Annotated in this window: 20 protein-coding genes; 16 read left to right on the top strand and 4 right to left on the bottom strand. The window is 37.6% G+C overall.

What is annotated here, in order from left to right:
- Positions 1–2: 2 nt before the first annotated feature.
- The 8 genes from prfB (at position 3) to M1D73_RS26305 (ending at position 8940) form a co-directional block, all read left to right on the top strand.
- A protein-coding gene (gene prfB, locus M1D73_RS26340; RefSeq protein ID WP_096001716.1) for a peptide chain release factor 2 occupies positions 3–1101 on the top strand; the annotation gives its coding sequence in 2 pieces (ribosomal slippage) (positions 3–74 and positions 76–1101; 1098 coding nt in all).
- 439 nt (positions 1102–1540) lie between these two features.
- Entirely contained in the window at positions 1541–1864 is a 324-nt protein-coding gene (gene cccB, locus M1D73_RS26335; RefSeq protein ID WP_000727971.1) for a cytochrome c551, read from the top strand.
- 327 nt (positions 1865–2191) lie between these two features.
- Entirely contained in the window at positions 2192–2836 is a 645-nt protein-coding gene (ftsE, locus tag M1D73_RS26330; protein WP_001986924.1) for a cell division ATP-binding protein FtsE, read from the top strand.
- Positions 2826–3719, top strand: a complete 894-nt coding sequence (ftsX, locus tag M1D73_RS26325) for a permease-like cell division protein FtsX (protein ID WP_000645027.1) — start codon at positions 2826–2828, stop codon at positions 3717–3719. Before ftsE ends, ftsX begins: the two co-directional genes overlap by 11 nt.
- Positions 3720–3837: 118 nt before the next feature.
- The gene (locus M1D73_RS26320; RefSeq protein WP_000830313.1) at positions 3838–5274 is read left to right on the top strand and encodes a S41 family peptidase; all 1437 of its coding nucleotides are present in this window, start codon (positions 3838–3840) and stop codon (positions 5272–5274) included.
- Between the two features lie 91 nt (positions 5275–5365).
- Complete coding sequence (locus tag M1D73_RS26315; RefSeq protein ID WP_033687181.1) at positions 5366–6568, top strand: PDZ domain-containing protein; 1203 nt, start codon at positions 5366–5368, stop codon at positions 6566–6568.
- 279 nt (positions 6569–6847) lie between these two features.
- The gene (locus tag M1D73_RS26310; RefSeq protein ID WP_000944620.1) at positions 6848–8563 is read left to right on the top strand and encodes an ABC transporter ATP-binding protein; all 1716 of its coding nucleotides are present in this window, start codon (positions 6848–6850) and stop codon (positions 8561–8563) included.
- Between the two features lie 65 nt (positions 8564–8628).
- Complete coding sequence (locus M1D73_RS26305; protein ID WP_000637521.1) at positions 8629–8940, top strand: YbjQ family protein; 312 nt, start codon at positions 8629–8631, stop codon at positions 8938–8940.
- Between the two features lie 100 nt (positions 8941–9040).
- Here M1D73_RS26305 and abc-f read toward each other — a convergent pair whose 3' ends face one another.
- The 4 genes from abc-f to M1D73_RS26285 form a co-directional block, all read right to left on the bottom strand.
- Positions 9041–10669 carry a ribosomal protection-like ABC-F family protein gene (gene abc-f / locus M1D73_RS26300; RefSeq protein WP_121868509.1) on the bottom strand — a complete coding sequence of 543 codons (1629 nt, stop codon included), beginning with the start codon at positions 10667–10669 and terminating at the stop codon, positions 9041–9043.
- 271 nt (positions 10670–10940) lie between these two features.
- A complete protein-coding gene (locus M1D73_RS26295) occupies positions 10941–11486 on the bottom strand; it encodes a flavodoxin family protein (RefSeq protein WP_000497611.1) in 546 nt (181 codons plus the stop codon).
- 4 nt (positions 11487–11490) lie between these two features.
- A complete protein-coding gene (locus tag M1D73_RS26290) occupies positions 11491–11859 on the bottom strand; it encodes a MerR family transcriptional regulator (protein ID WP_001219204.1) in 369 nt (122 codons plus the stop codon).
- A gap of 51 nt (positions 11860–11910) precedes the next feature.
- Positions 11911–12804: a LysR family transcriptional regulator gene (locus M1D73_RS26285; protein WP_001100009.1), complete on the bottom strand. Its 894-nt coding sequence runs from the start codon at positions 12802–12804 to the stop codon at positions 11911–11913.
- 152 nt (positions 12805–12956) lie between these two features.
- Between M1D73_RS26285 and M1D73_RS26280 the strand changes: the two genes are divergently transcribed.
- The 8 genes from M1D73_RS26280 (at position 12957) to uvrA (ending at position 21834) form a co-directional block, all read left to right on the top strand.
- Complete coding sequence (locus M1D73_RS26280) at positions 12957–13979, top strand: YeiH family protein (protein ID WP_000438415.1); 1023 nt, start codon at positions 12957–12959, stop codon at positions 13977–13979.
- Between the two features lie 317 nt (positions 13980–14296).
- Positions 14297–14494, top strand: coding sequence for a helix-turn-helix transcriptional regulator (locus M1D73_RS26275; protein WP_000538370.1), 198 nt, complete (start codon positions 14297–14299; stop codon positions 14492–14494).
- Between the two features lie 147 nt (positions 14495–14641).
- A complete protein-coding gene (locus M1D73_RS26270; RefSeq protein WP_000524139.1) occupies positions 14642–14869 on the top strand; it encodes a hypothetical protein in 228 nt (75 codons plus the stop codon).
- A 100-nt stretch (positions 14870–14969) separates the two neighbouring features.
- Positions 14970–15731, top strand: coding sequence for a MerR family transcriptional regulator (locus M1D73_RS26265; RefSeq protein ID WP_000260344.1), 762 nt, complete (start codon positions 14970–14972; stop codon positions 15729–15731).
- Entirely contained in the window at positions 15728–16348 is a 621-nt protein-coding gene (locus M1D73_RS26260) for a hypothetical protein (protein ID WP_000025210.1), read from the top strand. Before M1D73_RS26265 ends, M1D73_RS26260 begins: the two co-directional genes overlap by 4 nt.
- 45 nt (positions 16349–16393) lie before the next feature.
- Positions 16394–16825, top strand: coding sequence for a DUF4362 domain-containing protein (locus M1D73_RS26255; protein WP_000151274.1), 432 nt, complete (start codon positions 16394–16396; stop codon positions 16823–16825).
- 150 nt (positions 16826–16975) lie between these two features.
- Entirely contained in the window at positions 16976–18952 is a 1977-nt protein-coding gene (gene uvrB, locus M1D73_RS26250; RefSeq protein ID WP_000441063.1) for an excinuclease ABC subunit B, read from the top strand.
- Positions 18953–18957: 5 nt separating this feature from the next.
- Complete coding sequence (gene uvrA / locus M1D73_RS26245) at positions 18958–21834, top strand: excinuclease ABC subunit UvrA (protein ID WP_000045572.1); 2877 nt, start codon at positions 18958–18960, stop codon at positions 21832–21834.
- The last annotated feature ends 24 nt before the right edge of the window (positions 21835–21858 follow it).

Below are 21858 nucleotides of genomic sequence, written 5' to 3'. Positions count from 1 at the left end.
AAATGGAATTAGTAGAAATTAGACAGGAATTAGAGAAAATGGCTAAGCGATTAGCGGCTTTTAGGGGGTCTCTTTGACCTCCCTACTAAGGAGAAACAAATTGCAGAATTAGAAGAGAAAATGATGGGCGCAGGATTTTGGGATGACCAACAAGGCGCACAAGCTGTAATTAATGAAGCGAATGCGTTAAAAGATATGGTTGGAAAGTTCCGTCAGTTAGATGAGACGTTCGAAAATTTAGAAATCACGCATGAGCTTTTAAAAGAAGAGTATGATGAAGATTTACATGAGGAATTAGAATCAGAAGTAAAAGGCTTAATTCAAGAAATGAATGAGTATGAGCTTCAGTTACTATTAAGTGATCCTTATGATAAAAATAATGCGATTTTAGAATTACATCCAGGTGCAGGTGGAACTGAGTCACAAGACTGGGGTTCTATGCTATTACGTATGTACACACGCTGGGCTGAAAAACGCGGATTCAAAGTAGAAACGGTTGACTATTTACCAGGTGATGAAGCTGGTATTAAGAGTGTAACTTTATTAATTAAAGGTCATAACGCTTACGGTTACTTAAAAGCAGAGAAAGGTGTACATCGTCTTGTACGTATTTCACCATTCGATTCTTCAGGGCGTCGTCATACATCATTCGTATCTTGTGAAGTTGTACCAGAGTTCAATGATGAAGTTGAAATCGAAGTACGTACAGAAGATTTAAAAATTGATACGTACCGAGCAAGTGGAGCTGGTGGACAGCACGTAAATACGACAGATTCAGCAGTTCGTATTACACATACACCGACAAATACGGTTGTAACATGTCAGTCGGAGCGCTCTCAAATTAAAAACCGTGAGCATGCGATGAAAATGTTAAAAGCGAAATTATATCAAAAGAAACTAGAAGAGCAACAAGCAGAATTAGATGAAATTCGCGGAGAGCAAAAAGAAATCGGATGGGGTAGCCAAATCCGTTCTTACGTATTCCACCCGTATTCTCTTGTAAAAGACCATCGTACAAATACGGAGGTTGGTAACGTACAAGCTGTTATGGATGGAGAGATTGATCCATTTATTGATGCTTACTTACGTTCTCGCATCTAATAAGCGAAAAAAAGCCAACGAAATTGTTGGCGCATGCTGAGGACAATAGAGGATATAAAGAATTTGATTTTATTTTTATAGATGAAGTAAAGAGGAAGAGAAGTTGGAAACGACAACTTCTCTTTTTGATGGGATTATATGTAGATTACAATGCTGTATATTGTTTTGTAAAAAGTAGAGAATAGTAAAATAGAGCGGTAATATGGTAAAGATTTATATAGAACTTTCTAATTTTCCTTTTAAAAAGGATGCTTTATAGGAGTTTTTTAAGTTGTTCACAGAATTGAAACAACTTATGAAAGCATTATTTTATCAAGGTTCTCACTGTATTTTTGAGGAATATGAAATACACCTTAGTTTTTCTATATAAAGATAATGCTTATAATGAAAATGAGTGTGTTAGGAATAAAAAGAATATCAACAATGGGGAGCGATAGAAGTGAAAAAGAAATTGTTGGCTATTGCGCTAGGGACATCGGTTGTTTTTGCTTTAGGAGCATGCGGAAATAAAGAAGAGAGTAAGTCTTCGAAACAGTCTGCAAGCACAGATAGCGCAGAACAAATTTTCCAAAGAAGTTGTGCGGGATGTCACGCAACAGATTTATCAGGGGCAACTGGACCTGATTTAAGAAAAGTAGGCGGTAAGTACGACGCTGCAGATATCGAAGAGATTATTAAAAAAGGCCGCGGTTCAATGTCACCAGGACTTATTCAAGGTGAAGATGCGAAAAAAGTGTCTGAATGGTTAGCTGAACATAAATAAAAAAGGTGAAATGGACGAGTTGATAATATAGTCAACTCGTTTTCCTTTTTTCTGGTATGTAACATAACTGTAACAAAAATGTATCCAAATTGGAAACCGTTTGATGTTACAATGAGGTTTGTAGAATTTTGCTGAAATATATTACATAGAGTGGTATTGCTTATGAGAAAGCATAAGTAAACTATCTTCAACAAGGATGACTAAATGAAAATGAAGAATGTCTTTTGTTTTCAGATGTACAGAAAAGTATTTCGAAAAAAATCATTAAGTATTGGGTGATAAATAATGATAAAAATGACGAATGTTTATAAGGAGTACCCGAATGGTATGAAAGCCATTGCTGGTCTTACAGTTAACATTAAACAAGGTGAATTCGTATACGTAGTTGGACCGAGTGGAGCCGGAAAATCTACATTTATTAAAATGATGTATCGTGAAGAGAAACCATCTACAGGATCTATTAATGTAAATGGACTTACTATCGAAACATTGGCAGAAAGAGATGTTCCGTATTTCCGTCGTCAATTAGGCGTGATTTTCCAAGATTTCAAATTGCTACCTAAATTAACGGTATATGAGAATGTTTCGTTTGCTTTAGAAGTAATTGAAGAAGAACCGGATGCAATTCGTGAGCGTGTAACAGAAGTTCTAGGTCTTGTAGGCCTTGAAGATCGTGCAGACGCACTTCCAAGTGAGCTTTCGGGCGGGGAGCAACAACGTGTGGCTATTGCAAGAGCAATTGTAAATAGACCAAAGGTTGTAATTGCCGATGAGCCAACAGGTAACTTAGATATTGAAACAGCTCTTGATATTATGAATATTTTTACTCGCATTAATGAGCGCGGCACAACGATTGTTATGGCGACGCATAATGCAGATATCGTAAATACAATCCGTCATCGTGTAATCGCGATTGAAGGCGGAAAAATTGTTCGAGATGAGATTGAGGGAGGATACGGATATGAAGGCTAAGACCCTTAGTCGACATTTGCGAGAAGGTGTAAAGAATCTATCACGTAACGGATGGATGACATTTGCTTCTGTTAGTGCAGTAACAGTTACATTATTACTTGTAGGTGTCTTTTTAACAGCGATTATGAATATGAACCATTTTGCGACGAAAGTAGAGCAAGATGTAGAGATTCGTGTACACATTGATCCAGCTGCAAAAGAAGCGGATCAAAAGAAATTAGAAGAAGATATGAGTAAGATTGCAAAAGTAGATTCTATTAAATATTCTTCTAAAGAAGAAGAGTTAAAACGTTTAATTAAAAGCTTAGGTGATAGTGGAAAAACGTTTGAGTTATTTGAACAAGATAACCCACTTAAAAACGTATTCGTTGTAAAAGCGAAAGAACCAACCGATACAGCGACAATCGCGAAGAAGGTTGAAAAAATGCAGTTTGTTAGTAATGTTCAGTACGGAAAAGGGCAAGTTGAACGATTATTTGATACTGTAAAAACTGGTCGTAACATTGGGATTGCGTTAATTGCTGGTCTTTTATTCACAGCGATGTTCTTAATCTCTAATACAATTAAAATTACAATTTATGCTCGTAGTACAGAAATTGAAATTATGAAACTTGTTGGTGCAACAAACTGGTTTATTCGTTGGCCATTCTTGCTAGAGGGATTATTCTTAGGAGTATTAGGATCAATTATTCCAATTGGCCTAATTCTAATTACGTATAATTCGTTGCAAGGTGTGTTTAATGAAAAACTTGGCGGAACAATTTTCGAGCTTCTACCATACAGTCCATTCGTATTCCAATTAGCTGGTTTACTAGTGTTAATCGGTGCTTTAATCGGTATGTGGGGAAGTGTAATGTCAATTCGTCGCTTCTTAAAAGTATAAAAAGTTGCAAACATAATTCGTACAAGCTTATCATATAGTAGAAATAGCAAAAGGCATCACACAATGTGTGATGCCTTTTGCTACACCACCTGTGTGTTTTGGAAAGGGGAATTCCGCATTGAAACGTAGAGTTGCAATTATTGGAATGGTTGTTGCATTTTTAATTGGTGCTGGCGGAATGTTTGCAGGCATGTCTGTATTTGGGGTTAACCCATCAGAAGTAACGCAAACAATTTCGAGTGGGAATGCTAGCACTGCGCAAGGGAATTTGGCAAAAATTAATGAGGCGTATGCACTAATTGATTCACGTTATGTGGAAGACGTGAAAGATGAAAAGTTAGTTGAAGGTGCAATACAAGGTATGTTGTCTACGCTGAAGGACCCTTATTCCACGTATATGGATAAAGAAACAGCCAAACAGTTTAGTGAATCGCTTGATCCCGAATTAGAGGGGATTGGGGCTGAGGTGAACAAGACGGACGGTAAGCTTATTATCGTATCGCCAATTAAAGGTTCACCAGCAGAAAAGATAGGAATTAAACCGAATGACCAAATTTTATCTGTAGATGGAAACAGTGTGAAAGACTTATCACGTGAAGAAGCAGTATTAAAAATTCGTGGTAAAAAGGGAACGACTGTCGCAATTGAAATTAAACGTGCGGGAGTAACTGATCCGATTGTATTTAAAATTAAGCGTGAAAAGATTCCGATCTTTACAGTGTTTAGTTCTGTGAAGCAAGAGAGCGGAAAAGATATCGGTTATATGCAAATCACTTCTTTTGCTGAAAATACAGCGAAAGAATTTAAGGATCAGTTAAAAGAGTTAGAGAAGAAAAATATAAAAGGGTTAGTTATTGACGTGCGTGGTAATCCTGGTGGCTACTTAAATAGTGTAGAAGATATACTAGGGGAAATTATGACGAATAAAAAGCCGATGCTACAAGTAGAGCAGCGAAATGGTGAGAAGAAGAAATTCTCTACGGAACTGAAAGAGAGAAAACCATATCCAATTTCAGTATTAATTGATAATGGAAGTGCTTCTGCTTCAGAGATTTTAGCGGGTGCGCTAAAAGAAGGAGAAGGATACGATTTAATTGGTGAAAAGACATTTGGTAAAGGTACTGTCCAGCAAGCTGTTCCATTTAAAGACGGCAGCAACATTAAATTAACGATGTTTAAATGGTTAACACCGGATGGGAACTGGATTCATAAAAAAGGAATCGCGCCAACAGTAGAAGTGAAGCAACCAAATTATTATCATGCGACACCAATTCAAATTGAAAAAACACTTTCATACAATTCAAATGATGTACAAGTAAAACATGCTCAAGAAATGCTTAAGAGCTTAGGTTATGTACCAGGTCGTGAAGATGGATACTTTAGTAAAGAGACAGAATCGGCTCTGAAAGCATTCCAAAATGCAAATGAAATGGAAGCGACAGGACAGCTTGATAAAAAGACAGCTGAAGCGATTCAAACTAAAATTATCGAAAAAATCCGTTCTGGAGAAAATGATCTACAATTACAGTCAGCATTAAAATTAATGGCAAAATAAGAAGAAATACAGGCAGTTTGCTGCCTGTATTTTTTTGTGTTAAACAAACGTTTGTTTAGTTATGATAATATAAAAAGAAAGAATGATATAAATGGTGGTGAATGAGTTCGTGGAGGCGTGGATTTTTGAAATAATGCGGGCAGTTGGACGTTTTTTCTTACACCCTGCTGTCTATATATTTGTAATAAGTAGTATCTTCGTTGGATACTTACGTATGTTAAGAGAACGAAAAGATTTTTCTTTTAAAGTTTATGATATTTGGTTTGAACTGCGAACCTCTCTATTTGCAGGGATTGGATACGGATTAGTAGTATCTATTATTACGATTGGGCTTGGACTTGTTGTTTCTAAAGCAAGCTTATGGGCCATTTTAATTTGGACGTTACTATTTGGATTAACGGCTATGTATCGATATTTATCGGCGGCTTATACATTTAGCATTGCGATTGTATGTGTTCTATTATCTTCTAAGCTACCAGTTTCCTTTTTACAGCTTCGAGAAGGTGAAGAGAGTACCATTGTATCCCTTGTTATTTTACTAGGCGTTATGCTTATTGTAGAAGGCTTATTGATTTCTAAAAACGCAGTAGGATATTCGACGCCGAGGATTAGGCAGGGGAAGCGTGGATTAAAGATTGGTTTACACGAATCAAAGCGTTTATGGATCGTTCCTATTTTTATTCTTGTACCGGGTGATGCGGTAACGCAGTTTATTTCATGGTGGCCTGTCGTTTCAATAGGTTCAAATACATATTCTCTATTCCTCGTTCCATTTTTAATTGGATTTATGAGAAATATTAAAAGTTATGAGCCGACGGAAGCTTTATTATTTACAGGAAGACGTGTTTATGGGTTAGCAGGACTTGTGCTCGTTTTAGGAATCGCAAGTTACTGGTGGCACGTACTTGCAATTATCGCGATGGGAGTCGCTATGCTTGGGCGTTTCACAATTTCGATGCAAGAAAAAATTGCCGATGAAACAAGACCAGCGTATTTTGCTGCACGCAATGATGGGCTCGTTGTACTAGATACAATTCCAAATACAATTGGAGCAGAGCTGAAATTACTGCCTGGAGAAATTATTACGAAAGTAAATGGAGTCATTCCAAAAAGCGCCGAGGAATTTTATGATGCGCTTCAAACGAAGACGACAGGAGCATTTTGTAAATTAGAAGTATTAGATACAAATGGTGAGCTTCGTCTTGCACAAACTGCATTATATGCTGGTGGACATCACGAATTAGGTATTGTATTCGTTGAACAGGAGCATGAGTGGGATTCGGAAGCGATGTAATAGAAGGAATGGTATCACCTTGTGGTGGTACCTTTTTTGTTTTTGGGGGATGGGAAATGGGAGAGTAGTTAGTAAATGAAGTTTATATCGGCGATTTTGCAAATATATCAGCGCAACTCGAAATATATCGGCGATTATTCGAATATATCGACTTTCCAGCAAAAAACGACAACTATCGCAAAGCTTATTTTCAGTTTCATAGACGGATAACTTGAATAATTATTTGATAATGGTTATCATTTAGGGAGTCTTTTTAATTTTGGAAAATGGAGGTAAAATATGCTGCGTAAATTTTTCTCGTACTATAAACCGTATAAAGGTTTATTTATACTCGACTTTTCTTGTGCGGTTGTCGCAGGATTATTAGAACTCGGCTTCCCGCTTATCGTAAATCAATTTATTGATAAGTTATTGCCAGGGCAAAACTGGACGCTTATTTTATGGGCTTGTTTCGGTTTACTCGCAGTTTATATGTTAAATGCAGGCTTACAATATGTCGTTACATATTGGGGACATATGCTTGGTGTTAACATTGAAACAGATATGAGGCAGAAATTATTTGATCATATTCAAAAGCTATCATTCAGATTTTTTGATAATAATAAAACAGGTCATTTAATTTCACGCCTTACAAACGATTTAATGGAAATTGGGGAAATTGCTCACCATGGACCAGAAGATTTATTTATCGCCGTAATGACTTTAGTTGGGGCATTCTCATTTATGATGATGATCAACTGGAAGTTAGCGTTATTAACGTTCTTCGTCATTCCATTCCTATTATGGTTAGCGCTGTACTTCAATAAAAAAATGACAGGTACATTTAGACGTTTATTCTCAGATGTTGCTGATTTCAATGCATGTATTGAGAACAACGTTGGTGGTATTCGTGTTGTACAAGCATTCGGAAATGAAAAGTTTGAGAAAGAGCAATTTGCTGTGAACAACGCTCGTTTCCGTACAACGAAATTAATGGCGTATAAAATTATGGCGTTAAATTCGTCGATTAGTTATATGCTCATGCGTCTCGTAACGCTCTTCGTCTTAATATGCGGTACATGGTTTGTTCTGCAAGGAGAATTAACGTACGGTGGATTTATCGGATTCGTTCTATTAACGAATATTTTCTTCCGCCCAATTGAAAAAATTAACGCGGTAATCGAAAGCTATCCGAAAGGAATCGCCGGTTTTAAAAGATATGTAGAGCTTCTTGAAACAGAGCCTGACATTGTAGACTCTAAAGATGCAATGGAAGTGAAGCATGTACACGGTGATATTCAATATAACAACATTACGTTTGGATATGAAAACAAAGAACCGATTTTAAATGACATTAGTTTGAAAATACATGCAGGTGAAACAGTTGCGTTCGTTGGACCATCAGGAGCTGGGAAAACGACGTTATGTAGCCTATTACCACGTTTTTACGAGCAATCATCTGGATCGATTCAAATTGATGGAATTGATACGAAAGATATGACATTATCTTCACTTCGTAAGCAAATTGGAATTGTGCAGCAAGATGTGTTCTTATTCTCAGGAACAATTCGTGAAAATATCGCTTACGGAAATTTAAAAGCATCAGAAGCTGAAATTTGGCAGGCAGTAAAACGTGCGCAATTAGAAGATTTAATTTACTCACAGCCTGACGGTTTAGATACTGTTATCGGTGAGCGCGGCGTGAAACTTTCAGGTGGACAAAAGCAGCGTCTAGCGATTGCTCGTATGTTCTTGAAAAACCCTCCAATTTTAATATTGGATGAAGCAACTTCTGCATTAGATACAGAGACGGAACTTGCGATTCAAAAATCGCTTGCGGAGCTATCTGTTGGCCGTACAACATTAGTTATCGCTCACAGACTTGCAACGATTAAAAATGCAGATCGCATCGTCGTTGTAAATAAAGATGGTATTGCAGAACAAGGTTCACATAATGAATTAATTGAGCAAGGCGGAGGATACAGTAGGTTATACGAAGCTCAGTTTAGTTCGTAAATATAATTTGTACTGAATTAGTGCACCATAAGTAGGTAAAAATCTCATATGGGAGGCTATAAAGTATGATTGTAACAACAACTTCTACAATTCAAGGGAAAGAGATTATTGATTATGTCGATATCGTGAATGGAGAAGCGATTATGGGTGCAAATATCGTTCGTGATCTTTTCGCTTCTGTCCGTGATGTTGTCGGTGGTCGCTCAGGCGCTTATGAAAGCAAATTGAAAGAAGCACGTGACATCGCAATGGAAGAGATGAAAACTCTTGCAAGACAAAAAAATGCGAATGCCATCGTTGGTATCGACGTGGATTACGAAGTAGTTCGCGAAGGGATGCTAATGGTTGCTGTGAGCGGGACTGCTGTCCGTATCTAAAGTGAGAAGCCGTGCTGATGCACGGCTTTTTGTATTCTATGTCGAAGATTCAATATTTCTTGGGAAATGCGGAAGGTCCCGTCGATATATAGGGAAGACATTAGAGTGCTTCTTTACATTTCCGGATTTTAACTAATAATGTTTCGTATTCTTGTTCGAGAGATGAGATATCATTGTGATGATTTGGTATGGAAATTCGGCCGATGACTTCTGTTAATTTTGTTTGTAATCGTAACAACTCTTGCTCAGTAACGTTTACAGAATCTCCGGTGGTTCTTTTTGTGTATTGCTCGTAATTACCGTGGAATACTCTAGGTTCACTCTCATCTACTTGTAGAATATGGTCTGCAACAGAGCGAATAAAGGCACGGTCATGGCTAATGAAAAGTATTGTGCCAGGATATTCTTGTAACATGGTTTCTAATTTTTCTTGCGTTGCTAAGTCTAAATAGTTTGTCGGTTCATCTAGCAGAAGCATATTATAGTTTCCTAAAAATACTTTTGCGAGTGCAACCTTCATTCGTTCACCCCCGCTTAGAACGTGCACAGGTTTATGAACATCCTCACGGCGGAATAGAAGTCGTGCAAGTATTGTGCGAACGAATGCTTCTGTATAGTTTGTTTCTTCTAGAACATTTTCTAAAATGGTTTTATCTGTTTTTAAAATAGATAATGTTTGTTCGAAGTATCCAATTTTACAACTTTTCGATAGCTGCATGCCACGCTCGTTTGTGAGAAGCATGTTGAACAAAGTGGTTTTGCCGCTTCCATTTGCCCCTAAAACGGCAAGCTTTGCACCAGGGGCAATAGTTCCATTCATATTTTTAAATAGTATACGGTCGCCTATTTTCTTTGTTGCTTTATTGAATTGTACTGCCACCTTACTATGAATGGGTGTATGGTATTGCACGTCAAATTGAGCTTGAGAAAGATCCTTTGGCTTTTCCTTCTTTTCTAGTTTTTCGAGACGTGTCTCTAATGCTTTCGCTGCTTTACTAACCTGTTCTTGGCCATGAGCCCCACTTAACCTATAAAGTCTAGATTCAGATGAACTGAACCGTGTTGGGATTTTTTTCATGTTAGAAGCACGTTGCTTTCTTTGTAGAATGGACTGTTCTAAACGATTTTTTTCTTGTATATATTGCTCATATTCTGCTTGTTTTTGTATTCGTTCACGTTCTTTTTGTTTTCGATAGTTTGAATAATTACCTTTGTACTCTTGAATAATACCGTCTTCAATTTCAATAATTTTGGTACATATATTATCTAGAAATTCACGGTCATGCGATATTAAAACAAGTGCCCCTTTATAAGATGAAAGTGCCTTTTCTAATTGCTCTGTACCGACCATATCTAAGTGGCTTGTTGGTTCATCAGCGAATAAAATGCCTGCATTTTGTTCGAGAGCATGCGCAATCTTTAGTCGCATTCGTTCACCGCCGCTCATTGCGTCGGTAACGTTTGAAATACTCCATTTTCCTTTTGCGAGAGAAGAAGCGGTTTCCGGTAGTTCTTCGCTGAGCTGAGGAATGATGGCGATAGAACTATGATGAGTTACTATGCCTCTGTCAGCTTCTATTTCTTTACTTAATATTTGCAATAACGTAGATTTACCAGCTCCGTTGACTCCGACAATTCCTATGCGATCCTGTGCTTGAATTTCCAGTGATGGTAATGTAAATAGTGTGCGATCACCAAAGCTCTTTTCAATATTACGTGCGAATAAAATAGTCGTAAAAAAACCTCCCTAGTTTCACTAGAGAGGATAAACGTCGCCCTTGTATGTAAAAAATCGTACATAAATAAACGATTTTTTACATAATCGTTTCGAAAGAAAGTATCGACAAATGGACAGACTAATCCCCTGCTAGTTTTCATCATTTTTGTTCACTATTTGTGATGGATGAAATAAATAAGAGAATTAGAACTTCATTGGTCAAAGTACCTTCCTTTCATAATATTACTTTTATTGTATGCGCATACAAAAGGGTTTGTCAAACTTATTTCTGTTCGCTATTTTTGAATTTATTATTATACAATTGTGCTTTTGCCAGCGCCTCAGCATCGTTTTTAATTTCATCCAGTCCATTCGCATCTCCAATAACATAACCTTCAAATGAAGAACCAACAAAATCAAAGATATATTGGAATTGAGCAATAAGCGGTAATGCTTTTAGCTTTGGATTATCCCCGCCAACGATGACAACATACATTTTTTTGCCTTTCATTTTTTCTTTGAAATGAAGAGATGTATCGCGCAAGCTTTGTGACCAGCGATCAACAAAGTTTTTCATATGTCCACTCATTCCGTACCAATATAATGGTGTAGCAAAGATAATCGTGTCATGCTCTAGCATGCGTTTGGTTAACTGCTCATAGTCATCATTTACGGATTGGAATCCTTCTGCATCATGACGTTGGTCTGTAATAGGATAGACGGTATGATCACGCAAATAAATTTGTTCTGTTTCAATGTCCTCTATCATCATATGTGTTAAAGCTTCTGTATTTCCGTTTTGTCTTGAACTGCCATGTATAACAAACATGTAATCATTCCTTTTCTTTTGCTTGTTTTAGGAGTGAAACGTGTTTTTGCAAATTCGCTTGGATGTTGGAAAGTAATGTGATTTGCTTTGTTACTTCATTGAGTTTATCTTCGTAAAGCGTAAGGATACTGCTACACGGATTGTCGTACAGGTGCGGTTCAATTTCAAGGCAGCGCAGCATCCTTGCCGTCTCTTCTAAATTTAAGCCAATTTGTAAGTACATTTGAATAAGCTCCACTTTTTCGATGGCACTTTCATCAAAATCACGGTAACCATTTGCGAGGCGCTTAGAAGGGAGTAAGCCCTTTTCTTCGTAATGTCTTAGTGATCTTTCACTAACGCCAGTTTCTTTTGATAATTCTCCAATTCGCAATGCGTTTCACTCCTTCTACATGTATTGTAAACCTTCACACTAATGTGAGGGTCAACTCTGTTTTTTCGCAAAAGAATCTACATGATTTAAGAACACTTGAATGGCTTTAGATGGAATGAAATATTTACCGCGTACGATGGAAAACGGACGGATTAGTTGTTCATTTGGAACTTCGACGTGGAATAGTTCTTTTGCTAGTAGCTCTTTCCGTACAGTCCAATCAGAAAGTATAGCGATGCCAAGACCGGCACTAACAGCTTCCTTTACACTTTGGATACTACTGAATGTAAAGAATCGTTTCATTTTTAAATGGTGTTGATGAATAAAGCGGTCACTATAAGCGCGTGTACCAGAACCACTTTCTCTTAGTACCCATACTTGATCTTGGAGTGTGCTTTCATTTATTTCCTTTGTGCGGAGTAGTGGATGATTTGGCGGAACGACGAGCTTCATTTCATCTTGCATAAATGTTTCAACGTTAACATCAGCGTATACGACTTGCCCTTCCACTAAGCCGATATCAATTTGATTAGAGCGAAGACTTTGCAAAACTTCTTCTGTATTTGAGATAAAGGTATGCACTTCGACGCGTGGATTTTCATTCGCATAGTTAGCGAGTATTTTTGGAAGTAAGTATTCGCCAATTGTAAAACTAGCACCGATGCGAAGTGTTCCTGTTACAACGTTATGTAGTTCATTAATTTCTTGCTTAGCATCTTCGTAAAGAGAGAGCATTTGCTTTGCATGAATATATAATATATTTCCAGCTTCCGTGACTTGGACATGTTTCGGAGATCGCTGAATGAGTGTAGTTCCAAATTCGTTTTCTAAGTTGCGTATATGCATACTTACGCCAGGCTGTGAAAGATTTAATAATTCCGCTGCACGAGAGAAGTGTTTCTGTTCAACGACAGTAACAAAAATTTTTAAAATGTCTACGTTCATTTGCAAAGCTCCTTTCGTTTTTCTTTCATCTTATCATAAGTATTTCTGATGATAGAGATTTGGTATTGGTATTAAACTTATTATAGAAACTCTCTTATAATGTAAGTAGAAAGAACATGCATGTTCCAATACGATTATTGGGGTGGTACAAGGTGGAACAAACACTTGTTATACAAAAGAAGAAGGGCTTTGGATTTTCGCAAGGAATTGGGATTACATTATTAATCGCAATTGCCGCGAAATATTTAGCAGAGCTTCCATTTTTAAATATTATGGGACAATTAGTAATTGCTATTCTAATTGGGATGGTTTGGCGCGCTGCAATTGGAGTTCCTCATGATGCGATTGCAGGAACGAACTTTGCGAGCAAGAAGTTACTGCGCTTTGGGATCATCTTACTTGGAATGCGATTAAATCTTGTTGATATTGCGAAGGCGGGGCCGAAAGTATTGGTCATCGCGGCGGTTGTTATTACATTTACTATTTTTGTTGTATACGGACTAACGAAAGTATTTAAAGTAGAAAAGAAACTTGGGATTTTAACAGCATGCGGTACGGCAATTTGCGGCGCGGCCGCGGTTGTGGCAATTGCACCGCAAGTGAAAGCAAAAGATGACGAAACAGCAGTTGGAGCGGCGATCATTGCAATTTTAGGTACAATATTTACGCTTATTTATACGTTATTATATCCAGTGCTTGGCCTATCTCCATACGGATATGGAGTGTTCTCAGGGGCGACACTGCATGAAATTGCTCACGTAATTGCGGCTGCGGCGCCAGGAGGAAGCACGGCTGTAGATATCGCAGTTATCGTGAAACTAACGCGCGTTGCAATGCTTGTACCAGTAGCGATTTTAATCGGATTATGGTTTGGTAAGAGTGAAGGTAGCGAGGGAAAAAGATCATGGCGCGAACTTCCAATACCATGGTTCATTTTCGGGTTCTTAGCGATGAGTGCAGTGCATTCGCTCGGGATTATTCCAGAAGTTGTTGCGGGATACATTGTTGTTCTTGCTTACATGCTTATCGCAATGGCGATGGCAGGGCTCGGTTTAAATGTAGAGTTTAAAACGTTCCGTAAATTAGGAAGTAAAGCATTTGTGGCGGGGCTGATTGGCTCGGTTTGCTTATCGGTTCTTGGATACGTTCTTGTATATGCGTTAGGATTTATGTAGTAGAGGAGAAAGCTGTTCCCGAAGGTATTTGGGGACAGCTTTTTCTTATGATTATAGTAGCGCTACGGATGTCGATATATTTGGAAAATCGCCGATATAAATGGAGTTGCGCTGATATATTTGGGAAATCGCTGATATATTTCAAGTTGCACTGATATATTTAGAAAATCGCTGATATAAATTGAATTACTCTTGTACTTTGTTAGAGTAGATGTTCAATGAAACATTTTTCTAAAATTTGTAAAGATATCTTTACTTATAACTGGAAAATATTTATAATTTAAGTAAAGATATCTTTACTTTTGAAGGTGGATCCTATGGGTGTGAAAAATAAAATAAAAGAGTTAAGAAAGCAAAATCATATAACACAAGTTGAAATGGCAAAGGTGATGCAGGTGACGCGGCAGACGATAGTGGCGATTGAAAATCATCATTACAATCCGAGTCTAGAGTTATCTTTAAAAATTGCCAAATATTTTGGAGTGAAGGTGGAGGAAATATTTACGCTGGAGTAAGGAGAAAGAAAATAAATGATAAGCTTGAGAGATTTCAATTAGAGTAAACGTTTAAATATATAAGGATTGGTTTTGATTTATTAATTAGTATCGCATCAACGAGCGTGTTAGCAACAAGGAATAATAGATAGAAAAAGGGGAACTGGGATGGGATTACCGGTGTTATGTGTCGCTACAGCTATATTTTCGCTTCTTTGGGGAATGCAAAACTTTTCTCGTAATCCAGTGCCGAGTATTTGTATTATGATTGGTACTGTAGGTTTATCGTATTATTTATTATTATTAGCCCATTATCATAAAACGGCAACGAGTGTTGTTGTTGGAGCACTTATTTTATTTTGTGGGCGCGCCATACAAAAGGGGTTATTTCCATAAAAGCTGTTTATACATTTTGTATAAACAGCTTTTTGTATTTTTTTTACAAAAAGCTTGAAAGTTACGTAACGTCATCTTTTATAATGAAAGGGAAGAGGTGATGGTAGTGATTTCAATACAAGAATTGACGAGAGAAACAGGGGTTACAGTACGTACACTACGTTATTATGATCAAATAGATTTATTAAAGCCGAGCGGAAAAACAGAGGGTGGACATCGGTTATATAGTGAAAATGACGTTATTCGTTTGCAACAAATTTTATTTTTAAAAGAAATGGGATTTTCATTAAAAGAAACTGCGAATATGTTAGTAAAAGGTGAGCTGGATTTAAAAAATTCGCTTGAAAAACAACTTCGGTTTGTACAGGAAGAACAAAAGAAATTTAATCGAATGGAGAGTGTTTTACAAGCAGTTGTTTATTCGGTAGATGTGGAGGGAGAACTCGATTGGAAAGTTATGTTTGAACTGATTCAGCTTTCGAAGCAGTCTCCTCGTATACGTGAAATATTTCAAAATGAAGTATTTTCAAAGGAAGAACAAAAATTGCTTCATAATTTACCAAACATGAGTAAGGAAGATCCGAATGTTTTAGAATGGGTAGATTTATTAAAGCAATTACGCACTTTTATGAAAGACGGTAAAGAAGCTGCTAGTGATGAGGTACAAGGGGCAATGAAGAGATTAATGCAGAAGTGTTTAGAAATGGCCAATGGTGATGAAGCGTTTTTAGATAAGTTATGGGAAGTTAGAAAATCGAAGGAAGATTCACAGAAAATGAGCATGTATCCAATTGAAGAAGAACTTTTAGTGTATATGGATGAGGCTTTTCGTATTTATGATGAAAGGGAGAAGGATAAATGAGCATACTCGCAGAATATCGTTGGTATTTTTTAATTGGGGCAGAAATTGTATTTTGGTTATCAGCTATCGGTTTCTTTTTACTTCGCTACGGATTCCGTTTGAAAAAGGCGAGTTTTATTATGGGAATTGTACTCCTCGTAAATGAAGTGTTTATTTTAACTTTAGGAGTAGTGGACTATTATCAAACAGGAAAGTTCTCTAACTTTCAAATTATTACTGTAATTATTTTATTGTATGCAGTTTTCTACGGGAAAAAGGATTTGAAGAAGCTTGATATATTTGCACAAAAATCAGTTGCGAAATGGCGTAATGAACCGGCGCCTATTATTGAAGAACAGGTAGAATTAATAGGCATGGCCTATGCAAAGCAGGAAATAAAAAATTGGGTATTACATCTTGTTTTATTCGTTGGTGTGCACATATTCTTTTTCTTCGCGTATGGATTTATTCCATTTGAACAATGGGGTAATTGGTTAGAATCGGGAATCGTTTTAAATAAAGCTGCAAGTCGCGTGAGCCAAGTGTGGGCGATTGTATTTTTAGTTGATACAGCAATTTCATTTTCATATGTGATTTTTCCGAAGAAGGAGAAAGGAAAAGAAAAGCTACTTTCATAGTTGAAAGTAGCTTTTCTGGTATACAAATAATTTTTATAGGAGAGGATGACAATAGAAAAAAGAATCAGCTGTATATGTCTATTTCTCTTTAGTTTAGTAGCATGTTCACCATCTAGCACTACAATTGATAAGAAGAATGATGTCATTGTAAAGGGAGTAGGAACTTCCAATCTAGATAAATTCGAACAGTTCGTTATGAACGTTGATCAAGGGGAAGTTGATAAAATAAGAATTGTACAGTATACCGATGAAGGTGACCCGGTTTTTCAAACGTTAGAGCATAGTGGGAAAGATATCCTTTATGTGTTAGATAGTAGACAAGACAAGTTTGCTGGTGACCATAAAGGATTACATAAAGATAGTTATAAAAGTATTGTTAAAGAGCAGCGCGAATCAGAAAGTACTTATCGGTTAACAGATTGTACGAATGAAGATGGACGCAATGGATATGACTTATTATATGTATCAAAAAAATAGAGTTAGTAGAGGAAGGAAGTATTTACTCCTTCCTTTTTCTATGTGTATATTGTCGAAAACTTTACCGAATATCTGTTCGTTTTTTTAGGTTTTTTATAGGTATTCGTGGTAAAATAATAATACAGATTTTTATGAGGAGGTCGGATTTTCTTGGAACGTCAATTTGAAATTGTCTCAGCGTATTCCCCGCAAGGTGATCAGCCGGTAGCTATAGAGAAGCTTGTAGAGGGAATTAATAGTGGAAAGAAAAAGCAAGTGTTGCTTGGAGCAACAGGAACGGGTAAGACATTTACGATTTCAAATGTCATTAAAGAAGTGCAAAAGCCAACACTTGTTATGGCTCATAATAAAACGTTAGCAGGGCAGTTATATAGTGAGTTGAAAGACTTTTTCCCGAATAATGCAGTTGAATATTTTGTTAGTTACTACGATTATTATCAGCCAGAAGCGTATGTACCACAAACAGATACGTTTATTGAAAAAGATGCGCAGATTAATGATGAAATTGATAAATTGCGTCACTCGGCAACGTCTGCATTATTTGAACGGGACGATGTAATTATTGTTGCGAGTGTTTCTTGTATATATGGCTTAGGTTCTCCAGAAGAATACCGCGAGCTAGTTGTTTCGCTTCGAGTTGGTATGGAAAAAGACCGTAATCAATTGCTTCGTGAACTTGTTGATGTACAGTATGGACGTAATGATATTGATTTCAAGCGTGGTACATTCCGTGTGCGAGGAGATGTAGTTGAAATCTTCCCGGCATCACTTGATGAGCATTGTATTCGAATCGAATTTTTCGGTGATGAAATAGATCGTATTCGTGAAGTAAATGCGTTAACAGGTGAAGTATTAGCAGAACGTGAGCATGTAGCAATCTTCCCAGCATCTCACTTCGTTACACGTGAAGAAAAGATGAAGGTCGCTATTGAAAATATCGAAAAAGAATTAGAAGAGCGTTTAAAGGAATTAAATGAAAACGGCAAGTTGTTAGAAGCGCAGCGTATAGAACAGCGTACACGTTATGATTTAGAAATGATGCGCGAGATGGGATTTTGTTCAGGTATTGAAAACTACTCCCGTCATTTAACACTTCGTCCAGCGGGGGCAACGCCGTATACGCTATTAGACTATTTCCCGAAAGATTTCTTAATCGTTATGGATGAATCGCACGTATCAGTACCGCAAGTAAGAGCGATGTATAACGGGGACCAAGCGCGTAAGCAAGTGCTTGTGGATCATGGATTCCGTCTGCCGTCAGCTTTAGATAATAGACCGCTCACATTCGATGAGTTTGAAGAGAAAACGAATCAAGTTATTTATGTTTCAGCAACGCCAGGACCGTATGAGTTAGAACAGTCGCCAGAAGTAATAGAACAAATTATTCGTCCAACAGGGCTTTTAGATCCACCAATTGATATACGACCAATTGAAGGGCAAATTGACGATTTATTAGGAGAGATTCAAGATCGTATTGCAAAAAATGAACGTGTATTAATTACGACTTTAACGAAGAAAATGTCAGAGGATTTAACGGATTACTTAAAAGATGTAGGAATTAAAGTTAACTATCTTCACTCTGAAATTAAAACGTTAGAACGTATTGAAATTATCCGCGATCTTCGCCTCGGTAAATTTGATGTACTTGTCGGCATTAACTTATTGCGAGAAGGATTAGATATTCCGGAAGTATCACTTGTAGCTATTTTAGATGCTGATAAGGAAGGGTTCTTGCGTTCAGAACGTTCATTAATTCAAACAATCGGTCGTGCCGCGCGTAATGAAAACGGCCGCGTTATTATGTATGCAGATCGTATAACGAAATCTATGGGAATTGCGATTGAAGAAACGAAGCGTCGTCGTAGTATACAAGAAGCTTACAATGAAGAGCATGGTATTACGCCGAAAACGATTCAAAAAGGCGTTCGTGATGTTATCCGTGCAACGACAGCTGCTGAAGAGACAGAAACATACGAAGCAACTCCTGCTAAGAAAATGACGAAAAAAGAGCGCGAAAAGACAATTGCGAAGATGGAAGCAGAGATGAAAGAAGCAGCAAAAGCGTTAGACTTCGAGCGTGCAGCTGAACTAAGAGATTTACTATTAGAATTAAAAGCGGAAGGGTGAAAAAAGTGAGTAAGAGCAAGGATTTTATCGTTGTAAAAGGTGCTAGAGCACATAACTTAAAAAATATTGATGTAACCATTCCGAGAAATCAGCTTGTCGTTGTAACGGGATTGTCTGGTTCGGGGAAATCATCATTAGCATTTGATACGATTTATGCAGAAGGGCAGCGCAGATACGTAGAATCGTTATCTGCGTATGCGCGCCAGTTTTTAGGACAAATGGATAAGCCGGATGTGGACACGATTGAAGGATTGTCACCAGCAATTTCAATCGATCAAAAAACGACGAGTCGTAACCCACGTTCAACTGTCGGAACGGTAACGGAGATTTATGATTACTTACGTTTATTATTTGCACGAATTGGTACGCCAATTTGTCCGAATCATGGCATTGAAATTACGTCACAAACAGTAGAGCAGATGGTAGACCGCGTTCTTGAATATCCTGAACGTACGAAATTACAAGTGTTAGCGCCTATCGTTTCTGGGCGTAAAGGTGCGCATGTAAAAGTACTTGAAGATATTAAGAAGCAAGGATATGTTCGTGTTCGCGTTGACGGTGAAATGCTTGATGTATCTGAAGATATTGCGTTAGATAAAAACAAGAAGCATTCCATTGAAGTTGTAATTGACCGTATTGTTGTAAAAGAAGGAATCGCAAGCCGTCTTGCTGATTCACTTGAAAGTGCATTAAAGCTTGGCGGGGGACGAGTGTTAATCGATGTTATGGGAGAAGAGGAACTTCTGTTTAGCGAACATCACGCTTGTCCGCATTGTGGTTTTTCAATTGGAGAATTAGAGCCGCGTATGTTCTCATTCAATAGTCCGTTCGGAGCATGTCCTTCTTGTGATGGACTTGGTTCAAAGCTAGAGGTAGATTTAGAGCTTGTTATTCCTAACTGGGATTTATCATTAAATGAACATGCGATTGCGCCTTGGGAACCAACAAGTTCACAATATTACCCACAACTTTTACAATCTGTATGTAATCATTACGGCGTTGATATGGATGTGCCTGTAAAAAATATACCGAAAGATTTATTTGATAAAGTGTTGTACGGAAGCGGGGAAGAGAAAGTTTATTTCCGCTATGTAAATGAATTTGGTCAAGTAAAGGAAAATGAGATTTTATTTGAAGGTGTTATTCCAAACATTGAACGTCGTTATCGTGAAACGAGTTCCGATTACATTCGTGAGCAAATGGAAAAGTATATGGCAGAACAAGCTTGTCCAAAGTGTAAAGGTGGACGCTTAAAGCCTGAGAGTTTAGCTGTATTTGTTGGCAATAAAACGATTGCTGACGTAACGAAGTATTCAGTTCAAGAAGTACAAGAATTCTTCTCGAATGTAGAGCTAACGGAGAAGCAACAAAAAATAGCTCATTTAATTTTAAGAGAAATTCAGGAGCGCGTTGGGTTCTTAGTGAACGTTGGTTTAGATTATTTAACGTTAAGTCGTGCCGCAGGAACTTTATCAGGTGGTGAGGCGCAGCGTATTCGTTTAGCGACGCAAATTGGTTCTCGTCTAACTGGCGTACTTTATATTCTTGATGAGCCTTCAATTGGTTTACACCAGCGTGATAACGATCGTCTTATTCGTACATTGCAAGAAATGCGCGATTTAGGTAATACGTTAATCGTTGTTGAACATGATGAAGATACGATGATGGCTGCTGACTATTTACTTGATATAGGGCCTGGTGCAGGTATTCACGGTGGACAGGTCGTTTCAGCGGGGACGCCGGCTGAAGTTATGCAAGATGAGAATTCATTAACAGGGAAGTATTTAAGTGGTAAAGAGTTTATTCCAGTTCCACTTGAAAGACGTAAAGGTGATGGACGTAAAGTAGAGATTGTCGGCGCAAAAGAGAATAACTTAAAGAATGCGAAAATGTCATTCCCACTCGGTACGTTTGTAGCGGTAACAGGGGTATCTGGTTCTGGTAAAAGTACGATGATTAATGAAGTACTATATAAATCGCTAGCTCAAAAGTTATATAAAGCGAAAGCGAAGCCAGGTACTCATAAAGAGATTAAAGGTCTTGAACATTTAGATAAGGTAATTGATATTGATCAATCACCAATTGGTCGTACACCACGTTCTAATCCAGCGACGTACACAGGTGTATTCGATGATATTCGTGATGTGTTTGCACAAACGAATGAAGCGAAAGTGCGCGGATATCAAAAAGGACGTTTCAGCTTTAATGTAAAAGGTGGCCGTTGTGAAGCGTGCCGTGGTGATGGAATTATTAAAATCGAAATGCATTTCCTACCAGATGTGTATGTTCCGTGTGAAGTTTGTCATGGTAAACGATATAATCGTGAAACGTTAGAAGTGAAATATAAAGATAAGAATATTTCTGAAGTGTTAGGGATGACAATTGAAGATGGAGTAGAATTCTTCGCCAATATTCCTAAAATTAAGCGTAAACTTCAAACGCTTGTAGATGTTGGGCTTGGTTATATGAAATTAGGTCAACCAGCAACAACATTATCTGGTGGGGAAGCACAGCGTGTGAAATTAGCTTCTGAATTACACCGTCGTTCTACAGGTCGTACGTTATACATTTTAGATGAGCCAACGACTGGTTTGCATGCGCATGATATTGCACGTCTTCTAGAAGTGCTGCAACGTCTGGTTGAGAGCGGTGAGACGGTACTTGTAATTGAACATAATTTAGATGTAATTAAAACAGCTGATTATATCGTTGACCTTGGACCAGAGGGCGGAGATAAAGGTGGACAAATCGTTGCTTCCGGAACGCCAGAGCAAGTAGTGAAAGAAGAACGCTCATACACAGGTAAGTATTTAAAAGAGATTTTAAATCGTGATAAAGCAAGAATGAAAGAGAAAATAAAAGAAGTAGAGTTATCGCAATAAGTTTATTGATGAAAACCGAGTGGA

It is taken from the genome of Bacillus sp. PK3-067, assembly GCF_056738645.1.
The sequence above is the reverse complement of the archived record's forward strand: the minus strand, read 5'-3'. Positions and strand labels throughout refer to the sequence as shown.

Excerpts from the sequence above, each read along its gene's own strand:
- M1D73_RS26305 (WP_000637521.1), top strand. The coding sequence starts at position 8,629 with ATGATTGTAACAACAACTTCTACAATTCAAGGGAAAGAGATTATTGAT.
- M1D73_RS26270 (WP_000524139.1), top strand. The coding sequence starts at position 14,642 with ATGGGATTACCGGTGTTATGTGTCGCTACAGCTATATTTTCGCTTCTT.
- M1D73_RS26265 (WP_000260344.1), top strand. The coding sequence starts at position 14,970 with ATGGTAGTGATTTCAATACAAGAATTGACGAGAGAAACAGGGGTTACA.
- M1D73_RS26255 (WP_000151274.1), top strand. The coding sequence starts at position 16,394 with ATGACAATAGAAAAAAGAATCAGCTGTATATGTCTATTTCTCTTTAGT.
- M1D73_RS26310 (WP_000944620.1), top strand. The coding sequence starts at position 6,848 with ATGCTGCGTAAATTTTTCTCGTACTATAAACCGTATAAAGGTTTATTT.
- ftsX (WP_000645027.1), top strand. The coding sequence starts at position 2,826 with ATGAAGGCTAAGACCCTTAGTCGACATTTGCGAGAAGGTGTAAAGAAT.
- M1D73_RS26285 (WP_001100009.1), bottom strand. The coding sequence starts at position 12,804 with ATGAACGTAGACATTTTAAAAATTTTTGTTACTGTCGTTGAACAGAAA.
- ftsE (WP_001986924.1), top strand. The coding sequence starts at position 2,192 with ATGAAAGCCATTGCTGGTCTTACAGTTAACATTAAACAAGGTGAATTC.
- M1D73_RS26275 (WP_000538370.1), top strand. The coding sequence starts at position 14,297 with ATGGGTGTGAAAAATAAAATAAAAGAGTTAAGAAAGCAAAATCATATA.
- M1D73_RS26315 (WP_033687181.1), top strand. The coding sequence starts at position 5,366 with ATGGTGGTGAATGAGTTCGTGGAGGCGTGGATTTTTGAAATAATGCGG.
- M1D73_RS26295 (WP_000497611.1), bottom strand. The coding sequence starts at position 11,486 with ATGTTTGTTATACATGGCAGTTCAAGACAAAACGGAAATACAGAAGCT.
- M1D73_RS26260 (WP_000025210.1), top strand. The coding sequence starts at position 15,728 with ATGAGCATACTCGCAGAATATCGTTGGTATTTTTTAATTGGGGCAGAA.